This window comes from Halorubrum alkaliphilum, from assembly GCF_017873815.1.
Lineage (GTDB): Archaea > Halobacteriota > Halobacteria > Halobacteriales > Haloferacaceae > Halorubrum > Halorubrum alkaliphilum.
Map to the genome: position 1 here is coordinate 1 of NZ_JAGGKQ010000022.1, position 18,537 is coordinate 18,537.

The 18,537-nt window shown below is 65.8% G+C and carries 15 protein-coding genes; 7 read left to right on the top strand and 8 right to left on the bottom strand.

Features of this window, described 5'->3' with window-relative positions:
• Positions 1–349: 349 nt before the first annotated feature.
• Positions 350–1,636 (bottom strand): DNA repair protein NreA, encoded by a 1,287-nt coding sequence (nreA, locus tag J2751_RS12120; RefSeq protein WP_209486352.1) that lies wholly within the window; start codon positions 1,634–1,636, stop codon positions 350–352.
• Between the two features lie 92 nt (positions 1,637–1,728).
• Positions 1,729–2,745, bottom strand: coding sequence for a transcription initiation factor IIB (locus tag J2751_RS12125; protein WP_209486353.1), 1,017 nt, complete (start codon positions 2,743–2,745; stop codon positions 1,729–1,731).
• Positions 2,746–3,114: 369 nt separating this feature from the next.
• Between J2751_RS12125 and J2751_RS12130 the strand changes: the two genes are divergently transcribed.
• The 3 genes from J2751_RS12130 (at position 3,115) to J2751_RS12140 (ending at position 7,416) form a co-directional block, all read left to right on the top strand.
• On the top strand, positions 3,115–5,226 hold the full coding sequence (locus J2751_RS12130; RefSeq protein ID WP_209486354.1) for an acetate--CoA ligase family protein: 2,112 nt from the start codon (positions 3,115–3,117) through the stop codon (positions 5,224–5,226).
• Positions 5,223–6,281, top strand: a complete 1,059-nt coding sequence (locus J2751_RS12135) for a phosphotransacetylase family protein (RefSeq protein WP_209486355.1) — start codon at positions 5,223–5,225, stop codon at positions 6,279–6,281. Before J2751_RS12130 ends, J2751_RS12135 begins: the two co-directional genes overlap by 4 nt.
• A 103-nt stretch (positions 6,282–6,384) precedes the next feature.
• Positions 6,385–7,416 carry a DUF7139 domain-containing protein gene (locus tag J2751_RS12140; protein ID WP_209486357.1) on the top strand — a complete coding sequence of 344 codons (1,032 nt, stop codon included), beginning with the start codon at positions 6,385–6,387 and terminating at the stop codon, positions 7,414–7,416.
• Between the two features lie 94 nt (positions 7,417–7,510).
• Here the strand turns inward: J2751_RS12140 and J2751_RS12145 are convergent, their stop codons facing one another.
• Both J2751_RS12145 and J2751_RS12150 read right to left on the bottom strand, forming a co-directional pair.
• Positions 7,511–8,620 carry a DUF373 family protein gene (locus tag J2751_RS12145; RefSeq protein WP_209486359.1) on the bottom strand — a complete coding sequence of 370 codons (1,110 nt, stop codon included), beginning with the start codon at positions 8,618–8,620 and terminating at the stop codon, positions 7,511–7,513.
• 80 nt (positions 8,621–8,700) lie between these two features.
• The gene (locus J2751_RS12150) at positions 8,701–9,438 is read right to left on the bottom strand and encodes a DUF6517 family protein (RefSeq protein WP_209486361.1); all 738 of its coding nucleotides are present in this window, start codon (positions 9,436–9,438) and stop codon (positions 8,701–8,703) included.
• A 111-nt stretch (positions 9,439–9,549) separates the two neighbouring features.
• Between J2751_RS12150 and J2751_RS12155 the strand changes: the two genes are divergently transcribed.
• Both J2751_RS12155 and pheA read left to right on the top strand, forming a co-directional pair.
• Positions 9,550–10,548, top strand: coding sequence for a radical SAM protein (locus J2751_RS12155; protein WP_209486363.1), 999 nt, complete (start codon positions 9,550–9,552; stop codon positions 10,546–10,548).
• A 95-nt stretch (positions 10,549–10,643) separates the two neighbouring features.
• Positions 10,644–11,450 carry a prephenate dehydratase gene (pheA, locus tag J2751_RS12160; RefSeq protein ID WP_209486365.1) on the top strand — a complete coding sequence of 269 codons (807 nt, stop codon included), beginning with the start codon at positions 10,644–10,646 and terminating at the stop codon, positions 11,448–11,450.
• A gap of 543 nt (positions 11,451–11,993) precedes the next feature.
• Here pheA and cysS read toward each other — a convergent pair.
• Positions 11,994–13,484, bottom strand: coding sequence for a cysteine--tRNA ligase (cysS, locus tag J2751_RS12165; protein WP_209486367.1), 1,491 nt, complete (start codon positions 13,482–13,484; stop codon positions 11,994–11,996).
• 197 nt (positions 13,485–13,681) lie between these two features.
• On the opposite strand from cysS, the gene J2751_RS12170 reads away from it, so the two are divergent.
• A complete protein-coding gene (locus tag J2751_RS12170; RefSeq protein WP_209486369.1) occupies positions 13,682–14,287 on the top strand; it encodes a hypothetical protein in 606 nt (201 codons plus the stop codon).
• 195 nt (positions 14,288–14,482) lie between these two features.
• Here J2751_RS12170 and ilvA read toward each other — a convergent pair whose 3' ends face one another.
• Positions 14,483–15,724 (bottom strand): threonine ammonia-lyase, encoded by a 1,242-nt coding sequence (gene ilvA, locus J2751_RS12175; protein WP_209486371.1) that lies wholly within the window; start codon positions 15,722–15,724, stop codon positions 14,483–14,485.
• Positions 15,725–15,940: 216 nt separating this feature from the next.
• Between ilvA and J2751_RS12180 the strand changes: the two genes are divergently transcribed.
• Positions 15,941–17,572, top strand: coding sequence for a BCCT family transporter (locus tag J2751_RS12180; protein ID WP_209486373.1), 1,632 nt, complete (start codon positions 15,941–15,943; stop codon positions 17,570–17,572).
• Positions 17,573–17,576: 4 nt separating this feature from the next.
• On the opposite strand, the gene J2751_RS12185 is transcribed toward J2751_RS12180, so the two are convergent.
• Both J2751_RS12185 and J2751_RS12190 read right to left on the bottom strand, forming a co-directional pair.
• Positions 17,577–17,912: a hypothetical protein gene (locus J2751_RS12185; protein ID WP_209486374.1), complete on the bottom strand. Its 336-nt coding sequence runs from the start codon at positions 17,910–17,912 to the stop codon at positions 17,577–17,579.
• A gap of 83 nt (positions 17,913–17,995) precedes the next feature.
• The gene (locus tag J2751_RS12190; RefSeq protein WP_209486376.1) at positions 17,996–18,508 is read right to left on the bottom strand and encodes a DUF7523 family protein; all 513 of its coding nucleotides are present in this window, start codon (positions 18,506–18,508) and stop codon (positions 17,996–17,998) included.
• Positions 18,509–18,537 lie beyond the last annotated feature (29 nt).

The window sequence follows — 18,537 nt, forward strand, 5'->3', positions numbered from 1 at the left end:
ATAATTCACCGTCGATGGTTATATCTTCTATAACCCCCCACCTCTCTTTTTTTTTGGGGGGGGGGGGGGGGGGGGGGCCCGCCCCCCCCCCCCCCCCCCCGCGGGGGGGGGGGGGCCCCCCCCCCGCGACTCCCTCGCACCGTCGGTGAGCGCCGCAGCGCGGCGCTCACCGGGGCGCGCCGGCCGCATCGTTCTTTATAAGTAATCGTCCCAGCCGCTCGCAGTTGTATTAAATGCGATCTCGTCGCCGGCGATCTGATATACCCACTCCCGAGATCGCTCACGCGAGAGTATATAAACGAACGTTTCGCCCCTCAAGCAACGTATATAAACAATACAGTGGTCCCGCTTACGAGAACTCGGCGAGGTTCGCCTGTAGACCGGCCGCCATCGTCGACTTCCGCCGGAGGCGACCGAGCGATATCGGGAGGTGATCGGCGACGCCCCGTACCGCCTCGCCGAATGTCTCGGCGGTGCCGTGCTCGTCTGAAAAGGCGTTTCGGACGGCCTCGCGTACCTGCCAGACGCCGACGGGCCCCCAGTAGTCGTCGGAGACGTGTCGGCAGACGAGCGCCTTCGCCTGTCGCCCGCGGTCATCGAGGTGTTCCAGCACGCCCAGCCGCGCGGCGTAGTACGCGCCCGCCGTCTCTTCGACGTAGCCGGTGCGCCCCTCCCGCCCCTCGCTCGCAGCCGCGAGGTAGGTGCCGGCTTCGGGATCCGGGTTCCAGATCGAGCCCGGCGCTTTCAGCTCCACCAGCTCGTACTCCCAGTTTCCGGGGACGAGGACGACCCAGAAGGCGTTGCCGAGGTACTCGTTACGATGGACTTCGATGGCGTCTATCGTCGGGTTCGACCGGATCGACCCCCGGAGGAACTGTCCGACCGTGTCGTCGACGGCGGTAATCGACCACCGCGTGGGAACGAGTCGGCGGTTCGCCCCGCGTCCGAGCGCGCCCGCGGAGAGGATCGTGTTGATCTCGTACACGTCGAACCCGCGCCGGTAGAGGTAGGTCATCGCCCCCTCCGCGCGCCAGTCGTCGTCCTCCAGCGTCTTCTTCACCGGCCGCGGCACGTGCGGGTTCTCACCAAGCGCTGCGGTCCGAGCCGATGCCCGAGGGCCAGTGGGCGTCTTTACGTCCTCGACGCCGACCTCGAAGTCGAGGTCCGGCCGCCCGTCTAAGCCGATCTCGACATCGACCGGGCGGTCCGCAATTGCGACCTCGCGTTGGACGCCGAGCCACCCGTCCCACGCGTCGTGGACCCCGGCTCCGCCCCGCGCGCCGACGTCGTTCACGTCGATTCCGCGGTTCGCGTTCAGCAGGCTCGTTCGGCGTTCAAACACGTCGCCGATGGAGACGCCCTCGTCGTACCACGCAGCCGATGTTCGGAAGGCAGCAGCACGGTCCTCGCGCCCGACCGGGGAGAGCAACCCGGTCGAGACGCTCGGGTAGTTCGAGCGACCGACAAAGATCGACGGCGAGACGCTGCCGACGACCGCGTCGTCGGACACCTCCGCCTCGAAGCGCTGCTCGAAGGAGTCGAGGTGGTCGAGGATCCCGTAGTCCTTCTCGCGGGCGAGTCGCCGTCGCTCGGCGCGCTCGTTCGCCTCGAACGCCAGGTACTCGTCGAGCCGCATTCGATCGGTCGTTGGCGGCGGCGCGGCTTGAACGTTGCTCGTGGGGTCGGAGTGAGAAAAAACGAGGAGGCCGGAACGGCGCGCGGGCCGAGCTACGCGTGAATGCCCATCGCCTCGATCTGTTCCTGATACCGGTTGCGGATGGTGACTTCGGTCACCTGCGCGACATCGGCGACCTCGCGTTGGGTCTTCTTCTCGTTACAGAGCAGGGAGGCGGCGTAGATCGCGGCCGCCGCGTAGCCGGTCGGGGACTTTCCCGAGAGCAGCCCCTTCTCGGCAGTGGTCTCGATGATCTCGTTGGCTTTCCCCTGTACCTCCTCGCTCAGGTCGAGTTCCGAGGAGAACCGGGGGACGTACTTCTTCGGGTCCACCGGTCGCATCTCCAGGCCGAGCTCCTGTGAGATGTAGCGGTACGTGCGGCCGATCTCCTTGCGTTCGACCCGCGAGACGTCGGATATCTCCTCTAAAGACCGGGGGATCCCTTCTTTGCGACAGGCGGCGTACAGGGCGGCGGTGGAGACGCCCTCGATCGAGCGTCCCCGGATCAGGTCTTCAGAGAGTGCGCGTCGATAAATGACGGAGGCGACCTCCCGCACTGATCGGGGGACGCCCAGCGCGCTCGCCATGCGGTCAATCTCCGAGAGCGCGAACTGGAGGTTCCGCTCGCCCGCGTCTTTCGTCCGGATCCGCTCCTGCCATTTCCGCAATCGATGCATCTGCGAGCGCTTCTTCGACGATATCGAGCGCCCGTAGGCGTCCTTGTCCTTCCAGTCGATCGTCGTCGTCAGCCCCTTGTCGTGCATCGTCTTCGTCGTCGGCGCGCCGACGCGGGACTTCGACTGCCGCTCGGAGTGGTTGAACGCGCGCCACTCCGGACCGGGATCGATCTGTTCCTCCTCGATGATGAGCCCGGTCTCCTCGTGTATCAGTTCGCCGTCGGCCGTCCGGGTGAGCTCCGCCGGATCGAGGTCCTCGGCGTCCAGCTCCTCGGCGTCCAGATCGTCGATATCCAACTCCGCTAGCTCGTCACCCCCGGATCCGGTCCCGTCCTCGTCCTCGTCCCGCGTGCGCTGCCGGTCGTGATCCCGTTGCCGGGTTGGCCGTGTCATCGCATTTATATACTAAGCCGACCGACTGACTTAAAAGTTCGTGAGGTTCGGGGATCGAGCCGAGTTAGTGAGGGAAGCGCTCGACGACGGAGTGCGTATGAGCAAAACCGAACGCCTCGTCCGGTAATTTCACCTGACCAGCAACACCACTCCATCAGTTATAAGCAACCAACACAATACGGTAGGAGACCTACTCCCGGAGTCGCGCAAAGAGGAGTTCTCATCTGGTTCGTTCACGACGGGATTCACGTCGCTCGACGAAACCACGCCACCGATCCGTCCGTCATCCGATCGATCGTTCGTGATCGTATCGTGCGCTCACGGGCGTTTCAGGGCTATTAAACCGCTGGTCGACGTAGGTGGAGAACGATGGGTACGCTCAACGAGCTGTTCGACCCGGATCGGGTCGCGGTCGTCGGCGCAACGACTCGCGAGGGCGCGGTCGGCCGTGCCGTCACGTCGAACCTCCTCGAGGACTTCGACGGCGACACGGTGCCCGTCAACCCGAACTACGACGAGGTGCTCGGTCTCCCGTGTGTCGATGGGATCGACGACGCAGACGCCGACGTCGCCGTGATCGTCGTCCCCCCCTCGATCGTGTTGGACGCGATCGAGGCGTGCGGGGAGGCGGGCGTCCGCAACGTCGTCGTGATCACCGCGGGGTTCGGCGAGACGGGCGAGGACGGCGCGACCCGCGAGCATCGCCTTGCGGAGATAGCCGACGAGTACGAGCTGAACCTCGTCGGCCCCAACAGCCTCGGGATCATGTCGACGCCGTCCGGCATGAACGCCACCTTCGGCCCCGAGAACGCGCTCCCCGGCGGACTCTCCTTTATGAGTCAGTCGGGGGCGTTCGTCACGGCGGTGCTCGACTGGGCCAACGACAACGGCGTCGGGTTCAAAGACGTCGTGTCGCTCGGTAACAAGGCGGTCCTCGACGAGACCGACTTCGTCGACCACTGGGGCGACGACGAGGAGACCGACGTGATCATCGGCTACCTCGAAGGGATCGAGGACGGCCGTGAGTTCATCGAGACCGCCCGCGAAACCGCGCAGGACACCCCGATCGTGGCCGTGAAGTCCGGGCGCACGAGCGCGGGCGCACAGGCCGCCTCTTCACACACCGGCACGCTCGCCGGCTCCGAGAAGGCGTACGAGGCGGGGCTCGATCAGGCCGGCGTCATCCGCGCGGAGTCCGTCGACGAACTGTTCGACGCCGCCGGCATCCTCGGCAGCCAGCCGCTACCCGACACCGACAGCGTCGCCATCGTCACGAACGCCGGCGGCCCGGGCGTGATGGCGACCGACGCGGTCGGCGACACGGGTCTCGACATGGCGTCGTTCGACGACGACACGACGGCGGCGCTCCGCGAGTCGATGCCCGACGAGGCGAACATCCACAATCCCGTCGACGTGATCGGCGACGCCGATGTCGAACGGTTCCGCGAGGCGTTGGAGATCACCGTCGAGGACGACGGGGTCGGAGCCGCGCTCGTCCTTGCCGCGCCGACCGCGACGATCGACTTCGACGAACTCGCCGACGCGATCCTCGACGTGAGCGAGGAGATGGACGCTCCCGTCGCCGCCTGTCTGATGGGCGGCGACAGGACTCGGGAGCCGAAACAGCGGCTGCAGGCGAGAGGGATCCCCTGTTACTTCGACCCCGCACGCGGGATCGAGAGCCTCGCGACGCTCGCGGAGTATCGCGACATCAAGGCGCGCGAGTACGCCGAACCGATGTCGTTCGACATCGACCGCGAGCGCGCCCACGAGATCCTCTCGTCGGTCCGCGACCGCGACGACAATCGCCTCGGCGTCGAGGCGATGGAGCTACTCGACGCGTACGGCATCCCGACGCCTGCCGGCGAGATTGTCGATTCCCCGGCACGTGCGGCCGAGGTCGCAGCCGGCATCGACGGTGGCGTCGTGATGAAGATCGTCTCGCCGGACATCCTACATAAATCCGACATCGGTGGCGTCGCCGTCGACATCGACGATTCGGACGTCGCCGACACCTACGAGGATCTCATCACGCGCGCACGCAACTACCAGCCGGACGCGACGATCCTCGGCGTACAGGTGCAGGAGATGGTCGATCTCGACGCCGGCGTCGAGACGATCGTCGGCATGAATCGCGACCCGCAGTTCGGGCCGCTCCTGATGTTCGGGCTCGGCGGGATCTTCGTGGAGGTGATGGAGGACACCACCTTCCGCGTCGCTCCCGTCTCCGAGCCCGAGGCCCGTGAGATGACCGAGGAGATCCAGTCGGCACCGCTGTTACGGGGCGCCCGTGGACGTGATCCGGTCGATATCGACGCGGTCATCGGCACGATCGGCCGGCTCTCACAGCTCGTCACCGACTTCCCCGCGATCATGGAACTCGACATCAACCCGCTCGTCGCACTGCCCGACGCCGACGGGGCGAACGCCGCCGCCGTCGACGTCCGACTCACCGTCGACCCAGAGGAACTCGACCAATGACAGACACCACCACACTCGTCACCGCGACCGGAGAAGGGGCCGGAAAGACAGCGATCACCATCGCGCTCGCGCGGCTCGCCGCCGACCGCGGCGGGAGCGTCGGCTACATGAAACCCAAGGGCACCCGGCTCCAGTCGAACGTCGGCAAGACGCTCGACCAGGACCCGATGCTCGCCCGCGAGACGCTCGGGCTCGACGCCGAGATACACCAGATGGAGCCCGTCGTCTACTCACCGACGTTCATCGAGGGCGCGATCCGCGGCACCGAGGACGTCGAGACGCTCCACGACCGGGTGCGCGAGGAGTTCGACGCGCTCGCCGCCGACCGCGACCACATGTTCGTTGAAGGGGGCGGAGACTGGACCACCGGCGGGGTCGTCGATCTGACCGACGTGGATGTGGCCGAACTGCTCGACGCTCGCGTCGTCCTCGTGGCCGACTACGAGACGGCGGGCGACCTCGACGACGTGCTCGCGGCCGCCGATGCGTTCGGCGACCGTCTCGCCGGCGTCGTGTTCAACAAAGTGTCGGACGCCGCGTTCGACTCGCTGGATCAGGACGGGATCCCGTTCCTCGAATCGTCCGGGATCCCCGTGTTCGGGGCGCTCCCACACGAGAAGGAGCTCGCCGGCGTCACAGTCGGCGATCTGGCCGACGAACTCGGTGCGGACCTGCTGACGGACGCGCCGACCGACGCGTTCGTCGAGCGCTTCCTCGTCGGCGCGATGGGCGGCGACGAGGCGCTCCGTCACTTCCGTCGCGCCCGCGACGCCGTCGTCATTACTGGCGGAGACCGTGCCGACGTCCAGACGGCCGCGCTCGAGGCCTCCGGCGTGAAGTGTCTCGTCCTGACGGGCGGACACCGACCGTCGGGCGCGGTGCTCGGCAAGGCCGCCGAGGCCGGGAAGGCCGTTATCGCGGTGAACACGGACACGGTCACCGCGCTCGACCGCGTCGAGGGGATCATAAGCGGCGGCCGAACCCGAGATCGGCGGACGGTCGACCACATGGCTGACCTGCTCACCGCCCACGCCGACGTCGACGCGCTGATCTGAAACGAACGGGTCGCGATCGGCGGTCGTGAACGAGACCCGATCACCCCCGTCGCGCGCGAACGTCTGACGTACTGTTTTCAGGGAGGGACACGAAGGAGACGACATGACTAGTCTCTCGGAGACGTACGGGGGGACGGGACGCTCCGAGGTCGACCCACGCCGGCTGTCGATCGGTGCGGGGCTGTTCGTCGGCGGGGCGCTGTTTCTCGTCGCGGGGATCCTCGCTGCCGCGGAGGTACTCGTTCCGAGCGGCTACAGCTCCGGTGCCGCGCGTCGACTCGGCGGGATCCTCGGCGGTCTCGGCGTCCCGCTGTTGTTGCTCGGCGTGATGACCGTCCTGCCGGTCGACCGCCGAACGCGCGCAGCGGCGATCGTCGGCGCGGCGATCATGGCACTCGGCGTGGCGGTGTTCTCACAGGCGTATCCACACCACTGGGTGAACGGTCCGAGCCCGGAGCTCGTGGACCTCACGCTCCCGACGGCCGGGATCTACTTTCTGGGGGCCGCGACGACGATGTGGTGCGTGTTCGTCGGCGTCGCCAACTTCAAGACGCGCAACGACCCCGGTGGCACGGTGACGATGGAGGTGACTCACAAGGGCGAGACGAAGATCATCGAGGTCGAGCGCGATCAGATCGGGAGCCGCGGCGGCGTCGGTCTCCTCGGCAGTACCCCGAACGGGGATGTCGAGACGCAGACGAACCGTTCGGGCGAGGACGCGCCGTCGCCGACCGCCAACGGGGCCAGCGTGAGCGGGCCGTCCGCGACCGGACGGAACACGGACGGACGGAACACAGGAAGCCGCGTCGGGACCGGTCCGCCCGGCGTCAGCGACGGCGGCGACACGGCGACGGCGGAGATCACCTCCCCGATCGACGAGCGCGGGTCCGATGAGCCCTCGGGGCCCGACACGATCCCCTCCGGGCCGTCCCGGTCTGGACCGGCCGGATCGGGTCCGTCCACGCCGGGCACGGACGAGACCGCGGCCGCCCGCGACGGTCCCGGCGACACCTACTGCGGGAACTGCGCGGAGTTCGATTACGTCCGGACCGATGACGGAATGCGCCCGTACTGTGGCCACTACGACGAGTTGATGGACGACATGGACGCCTGCGACGAGTGGACGCCGCGATAGACTGAAACCACACGCTCGACTCGATCCCTCTTCTGTCGGGTCCGTCTCACGCCGAGCCCGTCGCATGTCCGACCGCTCTCACGCCGCGTCCGTCTCACGCCGGATCCGCCGACGGGATCTGGGACTCAGCGATCGCGAAGGCGAGCGTGCTCAACACGCCGATGAGCGTTCCGGCCGCCAGCGCCAGCGCCAGATCCCCGAGTTCCAGCGGCGTGACGCCCGGTGCTGCCGGGAGGAAGAACCCGGACACCGCGTACAACACGATCGCGATGGCGACGACGTAAAACGGCGCGTTGAGGTACCGCCACCGGAACCGCCCGGCGAGGTACTCGTCCGTGATCTGACCGAGACTGGAGGTGACCCCGGCGACCGCGAGCCACTGGACGAACCCGTGGACGAACGCGGCCAGCGTCGCTCCGGTCGGCAGCGCCCCGTCATGGACGCCGCGGACCGCGTCGATGGTGTCGGTACCCTGAACCACGCCGACGACGAGGAGCGCGAGCGCGACGACGTAGGTGATGAGCGTCACTCGTCCGGCGTAGAGGACGTTTCGGACGCTTTCGGCGGCTCCATCGACCGTCTCCTCTAGTCCGAGCCCGCGGAACAGCGAGTAGAGGCCGACCGCCCCGGAGATGATCCCGAGGACGGCCGCGCCGGCGACGTCGAAGAGGTTCGCGACGACGACGAGGGGATAGATGAGAAGCAGGATCCCCAGCGGAACGAGTATCGTTCCGCGGGTCTCGGGATCCGCGAGCACCTGCTTGATCGTGTAGTACATCGATTCGAGGTCCTGTGCCTGCCTGACGACGACGCGACGCACGCCGTCGATCGGCATCCGCGAGCGGATCACGGGGAGAACGGACTCGTCCTGTGCGCCGTCGGTGATCACGATGGCGGATATCTCCTCGCCGGTGGAGAGCTCGGCGAGGACGCGGTCGATCTCCGCACCGACCGCGCGGTTCGCCTTGATATCCGATCCCTCGACGCCGGTCACGGCGGCGACCTCGACCGCCTCGCCCGCCGCGGCCAACTCGTCGTGAACCGTCACGCCCTGAAACAGCACGTTGACGTCGGAGTCCTCCGGGTCAGCGGTCGCGAGCGCGACCGCGGCCTCGGTGACATCGTCGGCCCCGATCACGGGGGTCGGGATCCCCGTCTTGCGGCCGAGGTCGTCGTCGAGGTCGACACAGAGGACGAGCAGCATCGATCGGACGTATGCGAGGGGCCGGCATATGTTTTCGGCTCCCCGTCGGGGTCGACCGGCGAGGGACGTTCGCCGGAGGACTACTCTTCGGTGTACTCGATCCCGTTTATCATCGTTCTGACGGTCTCCCCGTCGCCGAACTCCTCCGGGTAGGCCGCCAGCGGGACGACGAAGTCGTCGCCCACTTCCACCGGCTCGCCGACGTGTAACTCGATGTCGACGTCGAGGCTCGTTCCCGCGATCTCCCCCTCCGCGGTGTAGACGACCACGTCAACTTCGGCGTCGAGCATCGAGGTGGTGTACTCGGAACCGCGTTCGAGGTCGTCGACCTCGTCATAACGGGTCAAGACCAGCTCCGCGCGCTCCTCGTTGTCGAGGTCCGCGATGGGGTTGAACGCCTGCCCCAACACCTCGACCCGCGGGGTCGCGAGCGCGGCGAACACCGCCGCTTGGTAGCGCTCGCCGAACAGCTCGACCGCGCGGTCGTACTCGGCCACGCGGTTCGTCACGCGGACTTCCTGGGTCGATCCGGCGACCTCAAACTCCTCGGAGACCGTCTCGCTCGTGACCTCGTTGAGCTCGTACCCCGTCTCCGAGAGCGTCTCGTCCGAGACGGTCGCCGTACCCGCAACGAACTCCGTCGGCTCGTCACCGGTGAACACGTCGAGGGCGGTACAGCCAGCCAGGGTGGCAGCACCAACTCCGCCGCCGACTGCGAGCGCTCGACGGCGAGTAATCGCGTCGCTGCTCGTGTCGTTGGTCGACGGATCGGCCGTCGTCGTATCGAGGTTCGTGTTGGCGTTCGATCGTCGGGTCATACCGGCGGTCGCGTCGCGAGCGCTACATACTTTGTGCTCGGTGTGATAACCTGTATCCCGGAGGACGAGAGTTCGGACGCTTTTTGAGGCCGGACGCCGAACGTACCGTAGATGATCTCCAAGGGCTGTGAACAGTGCGCCAAGGGCGGCAAGATGGTGCTGTTCGTCTACGGCTACTGTGACCAGCGGGACTGCTTCTACTGCCCTCTCGGGGAGAACCGGAAGAACGTCACCGACGTGTACGCCAACGAGCGGAAAGTGGAGTCCGACGAGGACGTGATCGCGGAGGCCAAGCGAATGAGCGCGCTCGGTACCTCGATCACCGGCGGCGAGCCACAGGAGGCGATGGCGAAGACGTGCCGATACCTCGAACTGCTCAAAGACGAGTTCGGGGAGGACCACCACACGCACCTGTACACCGGGATCCCCGGCGGCCGCGAGAACATGCGCCGGCTCTCGGAGGCCGGCCTCGACGAGATACGCTTCCACCCGCCGCTGGAGCTATGGGGAGACATGCACGGGACCGAGTGGGAGGAGATACTGTACATCGCCCGCGAGGAAGGGCTCACTCCCGCCTTCGAGATCCCCGGCATCCGCGCGGAGACGGAGTTCCTCGAGTTCCTCGACGAGGGGGCCGCCGAGTTCTGTAACGTCAACGAGTTCGAGATGAGCGACGGTAACTACCGCCGCATGCAGGAGGAGGGCTTCGAGCTTCAGGAGGGCCACATGTCCGCCGTCGAGGGGTCGAAGGACGCCGCCATCGTCGAGGAGATGGCTTCCCACGAGAAGGTGTACTTCTGTACGTCGGTGTTTAAGGACGCCGCCCAACACCGCAACCGCCTGAAGCGGATGGCGAAGAACATCCGCCGGGAGTTCGACGAGGTGACCGATGACGGCACCCTCGTTTACGGCAAGGCGTTCGCGCCGCCGGAACGGTTCGAGGCGCTCGGCGTTCCCGAGGAATTCTACACCGTGAAATCGGACCACGTCGAGGTCGCGTGGTGGCTCCTAGAGGAGATGGTGGAGGACGGCGACCTCGATGACGGTGAGATCGTCGAACAGTACCCGACCGTGAACGGGACCGTCGTCGAGCGGACCCCGGTCGCCTGAAACGGTCACGAGAGCCACGCCACCCTTACAAGAACCACGCCACCCTTACAAAAGCCCCGCCACCCTTTTCGCGTCCCCCCGTGTACGCCGAGTCGATGAACGCCGTCACCCTCGGTCCCGCCGGCACGTACTCACACCGTGCGGCGCGGGCCGTCGCCGCCGAGGTGTCGTTCCGCGAGTCGGTCACCGCCATCGTCGACGCCGTCGAGGCCGGCGAGTTCGAGCGCGGGGTCGTCCCCATCGAGAACAGCATCGAGGGCTCCGTCACGGAGAGTCTCGACGCGCTCGCTGACCACGACGTCGCCGTGACGCGAGAGGTCGTCACCCCGATCCGTCACGCGCTGCTCGCGCAGGGACCGGAGTTCGAGGTCGTCGCCAGCCACTCGCAGGCGCTCGCGCAGTGTCGAAACTGGCTGGAGGCCAACTATCCGTCCGCGGGACTCGAAGCCGTCGCGTCCACGGCTCGGGGCGTCGAGCGCGCCCGCGAGGACGCCCGTATCGCCGGGATCGGCCACCCCGACAACGCCGGCGACGACCTGACGATCCTCGCCGAGGACATCCAAGACCGGACCTCGAACGCGACGCGCTTTCTCGTCGTCGCGCCCGCGTCCGCGCGCTCGGATGCCGGCGGCAAAACGACGCTGATCGTCTACCCGAACGCGAACTACCCCGGACTCCTCTTGGAGCTGCTGGAGGCCTTCGCCGACCGCAACCTCAACCTCTCGCGGATCGAGTCCCGGCCGAGCGGCGAGCGCCTCGGCGACTACCTCTTCCACTTCGACGTCGACGCCGGGCTCTACGAGGAGCACATGGCGAAAGCCGTCGGGGATATCGAGGCGATCGCCGACAAGGGGTGGGTGAAGGTGCTCGGGTCGTACGACACGGAGCACGTGTTGGAGTAGGGTTGGACAGGCCGCCAACGGCGACGTGGTATAAAACTCGCCGGCCGGAGAAGATTTCTTTATAAATAAATTTGCGGTGGCGCGCCTCCGAGCGGCCGCCTCGGGCGGCCGCTCGGAGCCCGCGAGGGAGTCGATCGCCCGGAGCAACGCGGAGGGCGACCGACGAGGCTGGGGAGGCGTGAGGTGCTGTGCGGTTGCTGTGCGGGGTGGGACTCAAAGGGGCAGTCGCGAGGACGAAGACGGGCGACGCAAGGACCGCAGGAGCGAACAGCGAGGGACCGAAGGTCCCTCTGGCAGCCGGCGGCGGAGCCGCCGGCGACGGAGTGAGAGACGAGGACCGCAGCGAGCCCATCGAGTCCTCGCGACTGGGGCTTTGGGAGTGTTCACCGCTGATTCGGTGACAACCGTTTATAACCGAGCGACTGGGGCTTTGGCGGTGGTCTCTGCCAGTCAATCGTGATTCGCTGATAAGCGAGCGACCAGAACTTCGACGATCGACACCGCGACAACAACGACCACGTCACCGAAACGCGAATGGCCTTATTACTCGAATCGGTACGTCGCGCCGTCTGGACCATCTTCGATCTCAACGCCTACGTCACGAAGCGCGTCCCGGAGCTCGTCGGCGCGCTCGTAGTTGCCCGCCTCGCGCTCGGCTTCGCGCACGTCCAAGACGAGCTCGACCAGCTCGCCGGCCAGGTCAACGTCGCCGTCGCTCGGCGACTCGAACTGGAGGCCGAGCACGTCGCCGCCGAGTCTCTCGAACGCCTCGACTGCCTCGCGAAGGCCGCGGTAGTCGTGCGCCTCCAGCGATCCGTCTTCGACCGCGTCAACGTGCCAGTTCACCGCGTCGGTCAGATCGAGGAGCGCCGCGGTTGCCTCCCGGAGATTGAGATCGTTGTTCATCGCGGCCGCGAACTCGTCGCGAGCGGTTTCGACGGCCCCACGCAACTGGCCGTCCTCCGCCTTCGCGCGGGCTCCGGTGGAGTCGAGCGCGTCGACGGCGCGGTCATACGTGCGCGAGAGCCGCTCCCAGCGCTCCTCCGCCTCCGCGATCGTTTCCTCGGTGAGCGCCTGCTCGGAGCGGTAGGCCGCGCCGGCGTAAAAGGTCCGAACCACGTTGACGCCGAGTTCGTCTAAGGCGTCCGGCACGGTCCAGAAGTTGCCGATCGAGGAGGACATCTTCTCGCCGTCCATCGCAAGCAGGCCGACGTGAAGCCAGTGGCGCGCGAACGTCCCCCCGGTCGCGGCCTCGGACTGTGCGATCTCGTTTTCGTGGTGCGGGAAGACGAGGTCGCGCCCGCCCATGTGGATGTCGAGGGTGTCGCCGAGATGCGTCGTCGACATCGCCGAACACTCGACGTGCCAGCCCGGACGGCCCTCGCTCCACGGGGAGTCCCACGTCTCGCCCGACGGAGTCGACTCGCCGTGATCGTGTTTCGCGTGTTCGCGCGCGGCGGTTTCGCTCACGCCGTCGGCCTTCCAGAGCGCGAAGTCCGACGGGTTGCGCTTCTCCGACCGCTCGTCCGGCTCGCCCTGTGCCTCGAGTTCGTCGACGTCCTGGTTCGAGAGCTTCCCGTACTCCTCGAACTCGGTCACGTCGAAGTAGACGGAGCCGTTCGACTCGTAGGCGTACCCCCCCTCGATCAGCGTCTCGACGAGATCAATGATTTCCGGGACGTGTTCGGTGACGCGGGGGTACACCTCCGCGCGCAGCAGGTTCAGGCCACGCATCGCGTCGAAGGTGCTCGCGGTGAACGTCTCGGCCACGTCGCGCTCGCCGGTCCAGTCCTCGCGCTCCCCGACGCGGGCCGTGATCTTCTCGTTGACGTCGGTGACGTTCTCGACGTGGCGCACGTCGTAGCCGAGGTACGCGAGCCACCGGTGAAGCACGTCGGCGTGGAACCAGAGGCGGGCGTGTCCGAGGTGGGGGTCGTCCGACACCGTCAGTCCACAGACGTACAGCGTGACGTCGCCGTCGGCCGTGAACTCGACGCGCTCGTCTCCTAACGTGTCGGTAACGACGAGACTCATTACGAGGTGGTTGCCGGGGTGAGCGTTTTAAATCGTCGGATCCTGTCGATGTTCCGGTGAGGATCGGATCGATATCGTCGTTCGACTATTTGTCGGCCGAATAATACGACGGGAACTACTGTCACGGGAAGAGGCATCCTGTACGCGAGAGTTACTCGGACGAATATATAAATCGGAGACCGAAGCATGTTCTGGACGTGACTAGTGACTCGGCTGAAAGCGATGTTCGCCCTGAATGGCCTTCACAGAGAGAGCAAATCGTTTATCGAGAAGGGGTTCGGGTCTTAAAAGCACAGAAAGAGGACATCGACGATCTCGACGACAAAGCGCTACGAACGGTGCGTATCACCGCAATACTCCTCGTTGCGGGCGTTACGGCGATCGAGATAGGCGAGATAGATCCCAACTCGAACGTGCTATTTATAAGTATTCTCCCATTTCTGTTCTCGTCTGTATTCGGGATCATCGTATACAATGAGTCGGACGAACTGATCGGTCCGAAAGCATCCTATCTAACGAAGATCGCGAATGATGACATCGAGCACGGCTGGCGAAGCGATTTTCTCCACCAGCTACCCGGATGGATATCGAAGAACCAACGCGTCGTCGAACTAAACGGATATCTCCTCGGTATCTGTCAGGTGTTCTTTGCGATCGGCGTCGGCACGGGGATCCTAGCACTCGCTGGATTGAACACCGGGCATATAATCGGGTTGTTATCACTTATTAGTGTATTCACCGTAGTCATTCTGTTCTTTTTCGGTACCGCCGTTGCTGACGAGAGTAAACCCAACGTTGATTAGCTATCAAGTGATTAGAACGCATATGGAGCGTCAGAAGAGCGACGATGAAGGTACGCTATACACAGACCCCGAGGAGTCGGGTTTGCGTAGCGGCAAAGGAAACGGACTCATTCGTCGCCTCTTTTTTGATTGATCACGTGCCGTTTTGACCCCCGACACAAAACGGTAGTGTCGAGATCAACGTGGACCATCGTACTACATTTCGGTCGTCCACTCCACCGCGTAGCCCGCCTCGCGTACCGCACTCAGGACACGGTCGACGTGGGCCGGGCCGTTCGTCTCCACCTCGAACACGAGGTCGGCGTCACCTACTGGCAGGTCCGGGTGGCTCCGCTCGTGACGAACGGTGCGGATGTTCGCGCGCTCCGCGCCGATCAGCGTCGCGATCTCGCCCATCGTTCCGGGCGTGTCGTCGATCCTGACGGACAGTTCGATCAGCTGTTGGCGATCGACGAGCGCGTGTGTCACGACCTCTTTTAATGTCGTGACGTCGATGTTGCCGCCACAGAGCAGCGGGACGACGGTTTCTTCCGCCAGATCGAGGTCGTCGACGATCGCGTCGTTGAGGAGCGCGGCTGCGGCGGTCGCGCCCGCTCCTTCGACCATCTGTTTTGCGCGTTCGAGCAGGAGTAAGATTGCGCTCGCAACGTCGTCGTCGCTGACGACGACCACGTCGTCGAGATGCGCGTCGAGCAGTTCGAAGGTGAGTTCGCTCATCCCGCCGGTGGCGATCCCGTCGGCGATCGTGTCGGGCTCCTCGCGTGTCACGAGCTCGCCGGCGGCGAGGCTCTCGGAGAGCGTCGAGGCCCCTTCCGTCTGGACGCCGATCACCCGGACAGCCGGCGAACGCGCCTTGATCGCGGCCGCGACGCCGCCGGCGAGTCCGCCGCCGCCGACCGGGACGAGGACGGTGTCGACCGCGGGGGCCGAATCGAGCACCTCCAGTCCGATTGTCCCCTGCCCGGCGACCACGTCGGGGTCGTCAAACGCGTGGACAAACCGCGTGTGGGGATCGTCAACGAGCGTGCGGGCGTGGGCCATCGCCTCGGCGAAGACGGCTCCGTGGAGGACGACCTCCGCCCCGTACGATCGGGTGGCCTCGATTTTTGCGCCCGGCGCGGACTCCGGCATCACGATCGTCGCGTCGATCCCGGCGGCGGTCGCCGCGAGCGCGACCCCCTGCGCGTGGTTGCCTGCGCTCGCAGCGACCACGCGATCGACCGACGGCTCGGCCTCGACGAGCCGCGAAACCGCGTTGTACGCGCCACGAGGTTTGAACGAGCCGGTGCGCTGGAGGTGTTCCATCTTCAACACCACCTCCGCGCCGCACTGCTCGGAGAGCGACCGGCTTCGCTGGACGGGCGTCGACTGGACGACATCAGTGTCTGCGAACCGCGCTTGCGCGGCCTCGATGTCGTCGATCGTGACGCGGGACATGTGGCGGGGATCCGAGCGATCCGCGAAAAAGAACCCGGTTCCGAACTGGGGTTCCCACGTTTGCTTCCCTCCGCTATCCACGTCGTGACAGCGGTCTCTGATATCGATATTTTTATAAGTGCTTAGATTGCGAGCGAACGAGATCTGATCGACGTTAAACCCGTCAAAAACAGAGTTTAACCGTATTGAGGCCCATCAGATCGATGTACGTCCTTTATGAATCGCACGTCCGTCGTTGAGTCGATACGCTCGTTTCGCGAGGAGGTCGATCCGGTCCCGTTCGTCGTCGGGGCACTCGTCACGTTCGCCTTTCTCGGCTACACGGTCGTCGACACTGAGGGAGTAGCCGCGGCCATCGACACCGCGTTTGTCACCTTCGGTGAGGGGCTCGCGTGGCTTTACCTTGGGTCGGTGTTCGTGTTGGTGATCGCCGCCGCCTACCTCCTCGTCGGCCGCTACGGACGCGTCCGACTGGGTGAGGGCAGCCCGGAGTACGGCACGCTCTCGTACGTCGCTATGTTCTTTTCAGCAGGGTTGTCGGCCGGGATCGTGTTTTTCGGGCCGGTCGAGGCGCTGTTACACTACCAGACCGTACCGCCGCTGTTCGCCGATACGGTCGCGGCCGAGTCGAGCGACGCGGCGGTCCCCGCGGTCGCGTACACCGTGTTCCACTACGGAATCAGTGCTTGGGCCGGATACTTGGCGATCGGGCTTCCGGTCGCGTACTTCGCGTACCGCCACGACGCCCCGTTTCGCGTGTCGACGGCGCTCTACCCGGTGTTGGGTCCTGACCGGCTCGACGGAGTAATCGGCAGAACGGTGGACACGCTTGCGGTCATCGCCACACTCGGGGGAATCGCCACGGGACTCGGATTCATCGCGTCACAGCTACTCACCGGCGTCACGTACCGGACCGGCGTGACCTTTACCGACGCCGAGACGGTCGCCGTCATCGTCGGCATCACGCTGTTGTTCACGCTTTCGCTCGTCGCGGGCGTGCGGCGCGGAATCCGTCGTATATCAGTGTTCAACGTTGGCATCATGGGTGTACTGCTCGGTGTCGCGCTCATTGCCGGGCCGACCACAACGGTACTGAACACCGCCGTCGCGTCGATCGGAACATATGTCACCTCCTTTTTCGAGATGAGTCTGTTCACTGGCAGCGGTGCCGATGGTGGGGCCGGCTGGAGCGCGGCATGGACCGTGTTTTACTGGTCGTGGTGGATCGCGTGGGCTCCGTTCGTCGGCCTATTTCTCGCGCGAATCTCGAAGGGGCGAACGATCCGGTCGGTCGTCGGCACCGCGTTTGGGACGATGACTGTTGTCTCGGCGCTGTGGTTCACCGTGATCGGCGGCACGTCGATCCAGCTTCAGGACAGCGGTGCGGTCGACGTTCTCGGTGCCGTCGCAACGTTCGACGATGGCGTCTCAGGGTACGTGCTGTTCGGCTCGTTCCCCGGCGGTGAGCTGTGGCAGTTGCTGTTTTTGATTCTCGTGACGACGTTTTTCCTCACCTCTGCCGACTCCTCGACGCTCGCGGTGGGGATGCTCACCACCGGCGGAAAACGCGAACCGTCGAGCGTAAATCGCGTGTTTTGGGGGGTGTTACAGGGCGCGATCGCGTCGGTTCTCGTCGTGATCGGTGGAGCGACCGCGCTGCGGTCGTCAGTGATCGTTACCGGTGCGCCGTTCGCTGTCGTCTGTCTCGTCGCGATGGGCGGTTTCATCCGCTGGCTCGTGCGAGAATCGACGCCGGCACCGGACGCTGAGCCGGTTCCCCCGACCGAGCCTGAAACTGGTCCGGCTGCCGATCGGTCCGGCGCAACCGTCACGGCCGAGGACGACTGAAGCGTCACGGCAGCCGAAGCGTCCCTTCATATCGGTGCGTTCCGTCCACAGTTTCGACGTACGTGTACTCGTCCGGGGGGTCGATCCCCCACTCACCGAGCCGCTCGTCGACGCCGTCGACGTACGTCGTCAGAAACGACCCGCGCTCACGGAGCGTCCTCGGGGTGCGCGTGTGTTCGGTCTCGAACCGGCAGCGCGCCGTCCGATCGCCGCTGTTCGGTTCGATCCGCAGTCGCAGGTCCGAACGGAGACGCTCACGAACCGGTGTGGGATCGCCACGAAGGTGCCCCTCACCAAACGCGTCGATCGCCTCCAGTGCTGGGTCGGGAACGTGGTTCACAGTCGAGACGGACGCGCCGCGCACAGATATTGTTGGCCGGCTCGGTGGCTTCCGTGCCCACCGAATCCGTTCACTCACCCGACCTACTGAGTCTCCGGCGACGCGGTCAGCGCGTTCTCGACGACCCGAACCGCCGTCGCCCCCTCCCGTCTCCCTACGACGACGACGAGCGCGTCCCCTGCGACCCCCGCAGCGGCGGGGGTGATACCAACGGTCCGAAGCCGATCAAGCGTCTCCGCGAGCGCCGCGGCGTCCACGTCGCCGGTCGCAACGATCGCGGTGTCATCGCCTTCGGGGACGACTGCCGTGCCGGAGAGTCGTAGTAGTGCGTCCGCTCCGTGTTCCGCTGGCCCTTCGACCACACCCACGCCGCTCCGCATCGACACGCTCGCCGGGCGTTCGGCGGTCGCGTACGTTGGAAGATCCTCGCGGAACCGGCGCAGGGCGGTTGCGATCGCGTCGAGGTCGCCGCCGAGATCCGCGTCGTCAACGAGCCATGCGGCGGCGGCGCTGTGGTTCACGACTCCCGCGCGGAGCGCGTCGAAGAGGAACGGGCGCGCTTTGACCGCCTCCCGCGTCTCGGCTGCCAGCGACATACCCGACCCTGTGTCGCGAGCGGTGATGG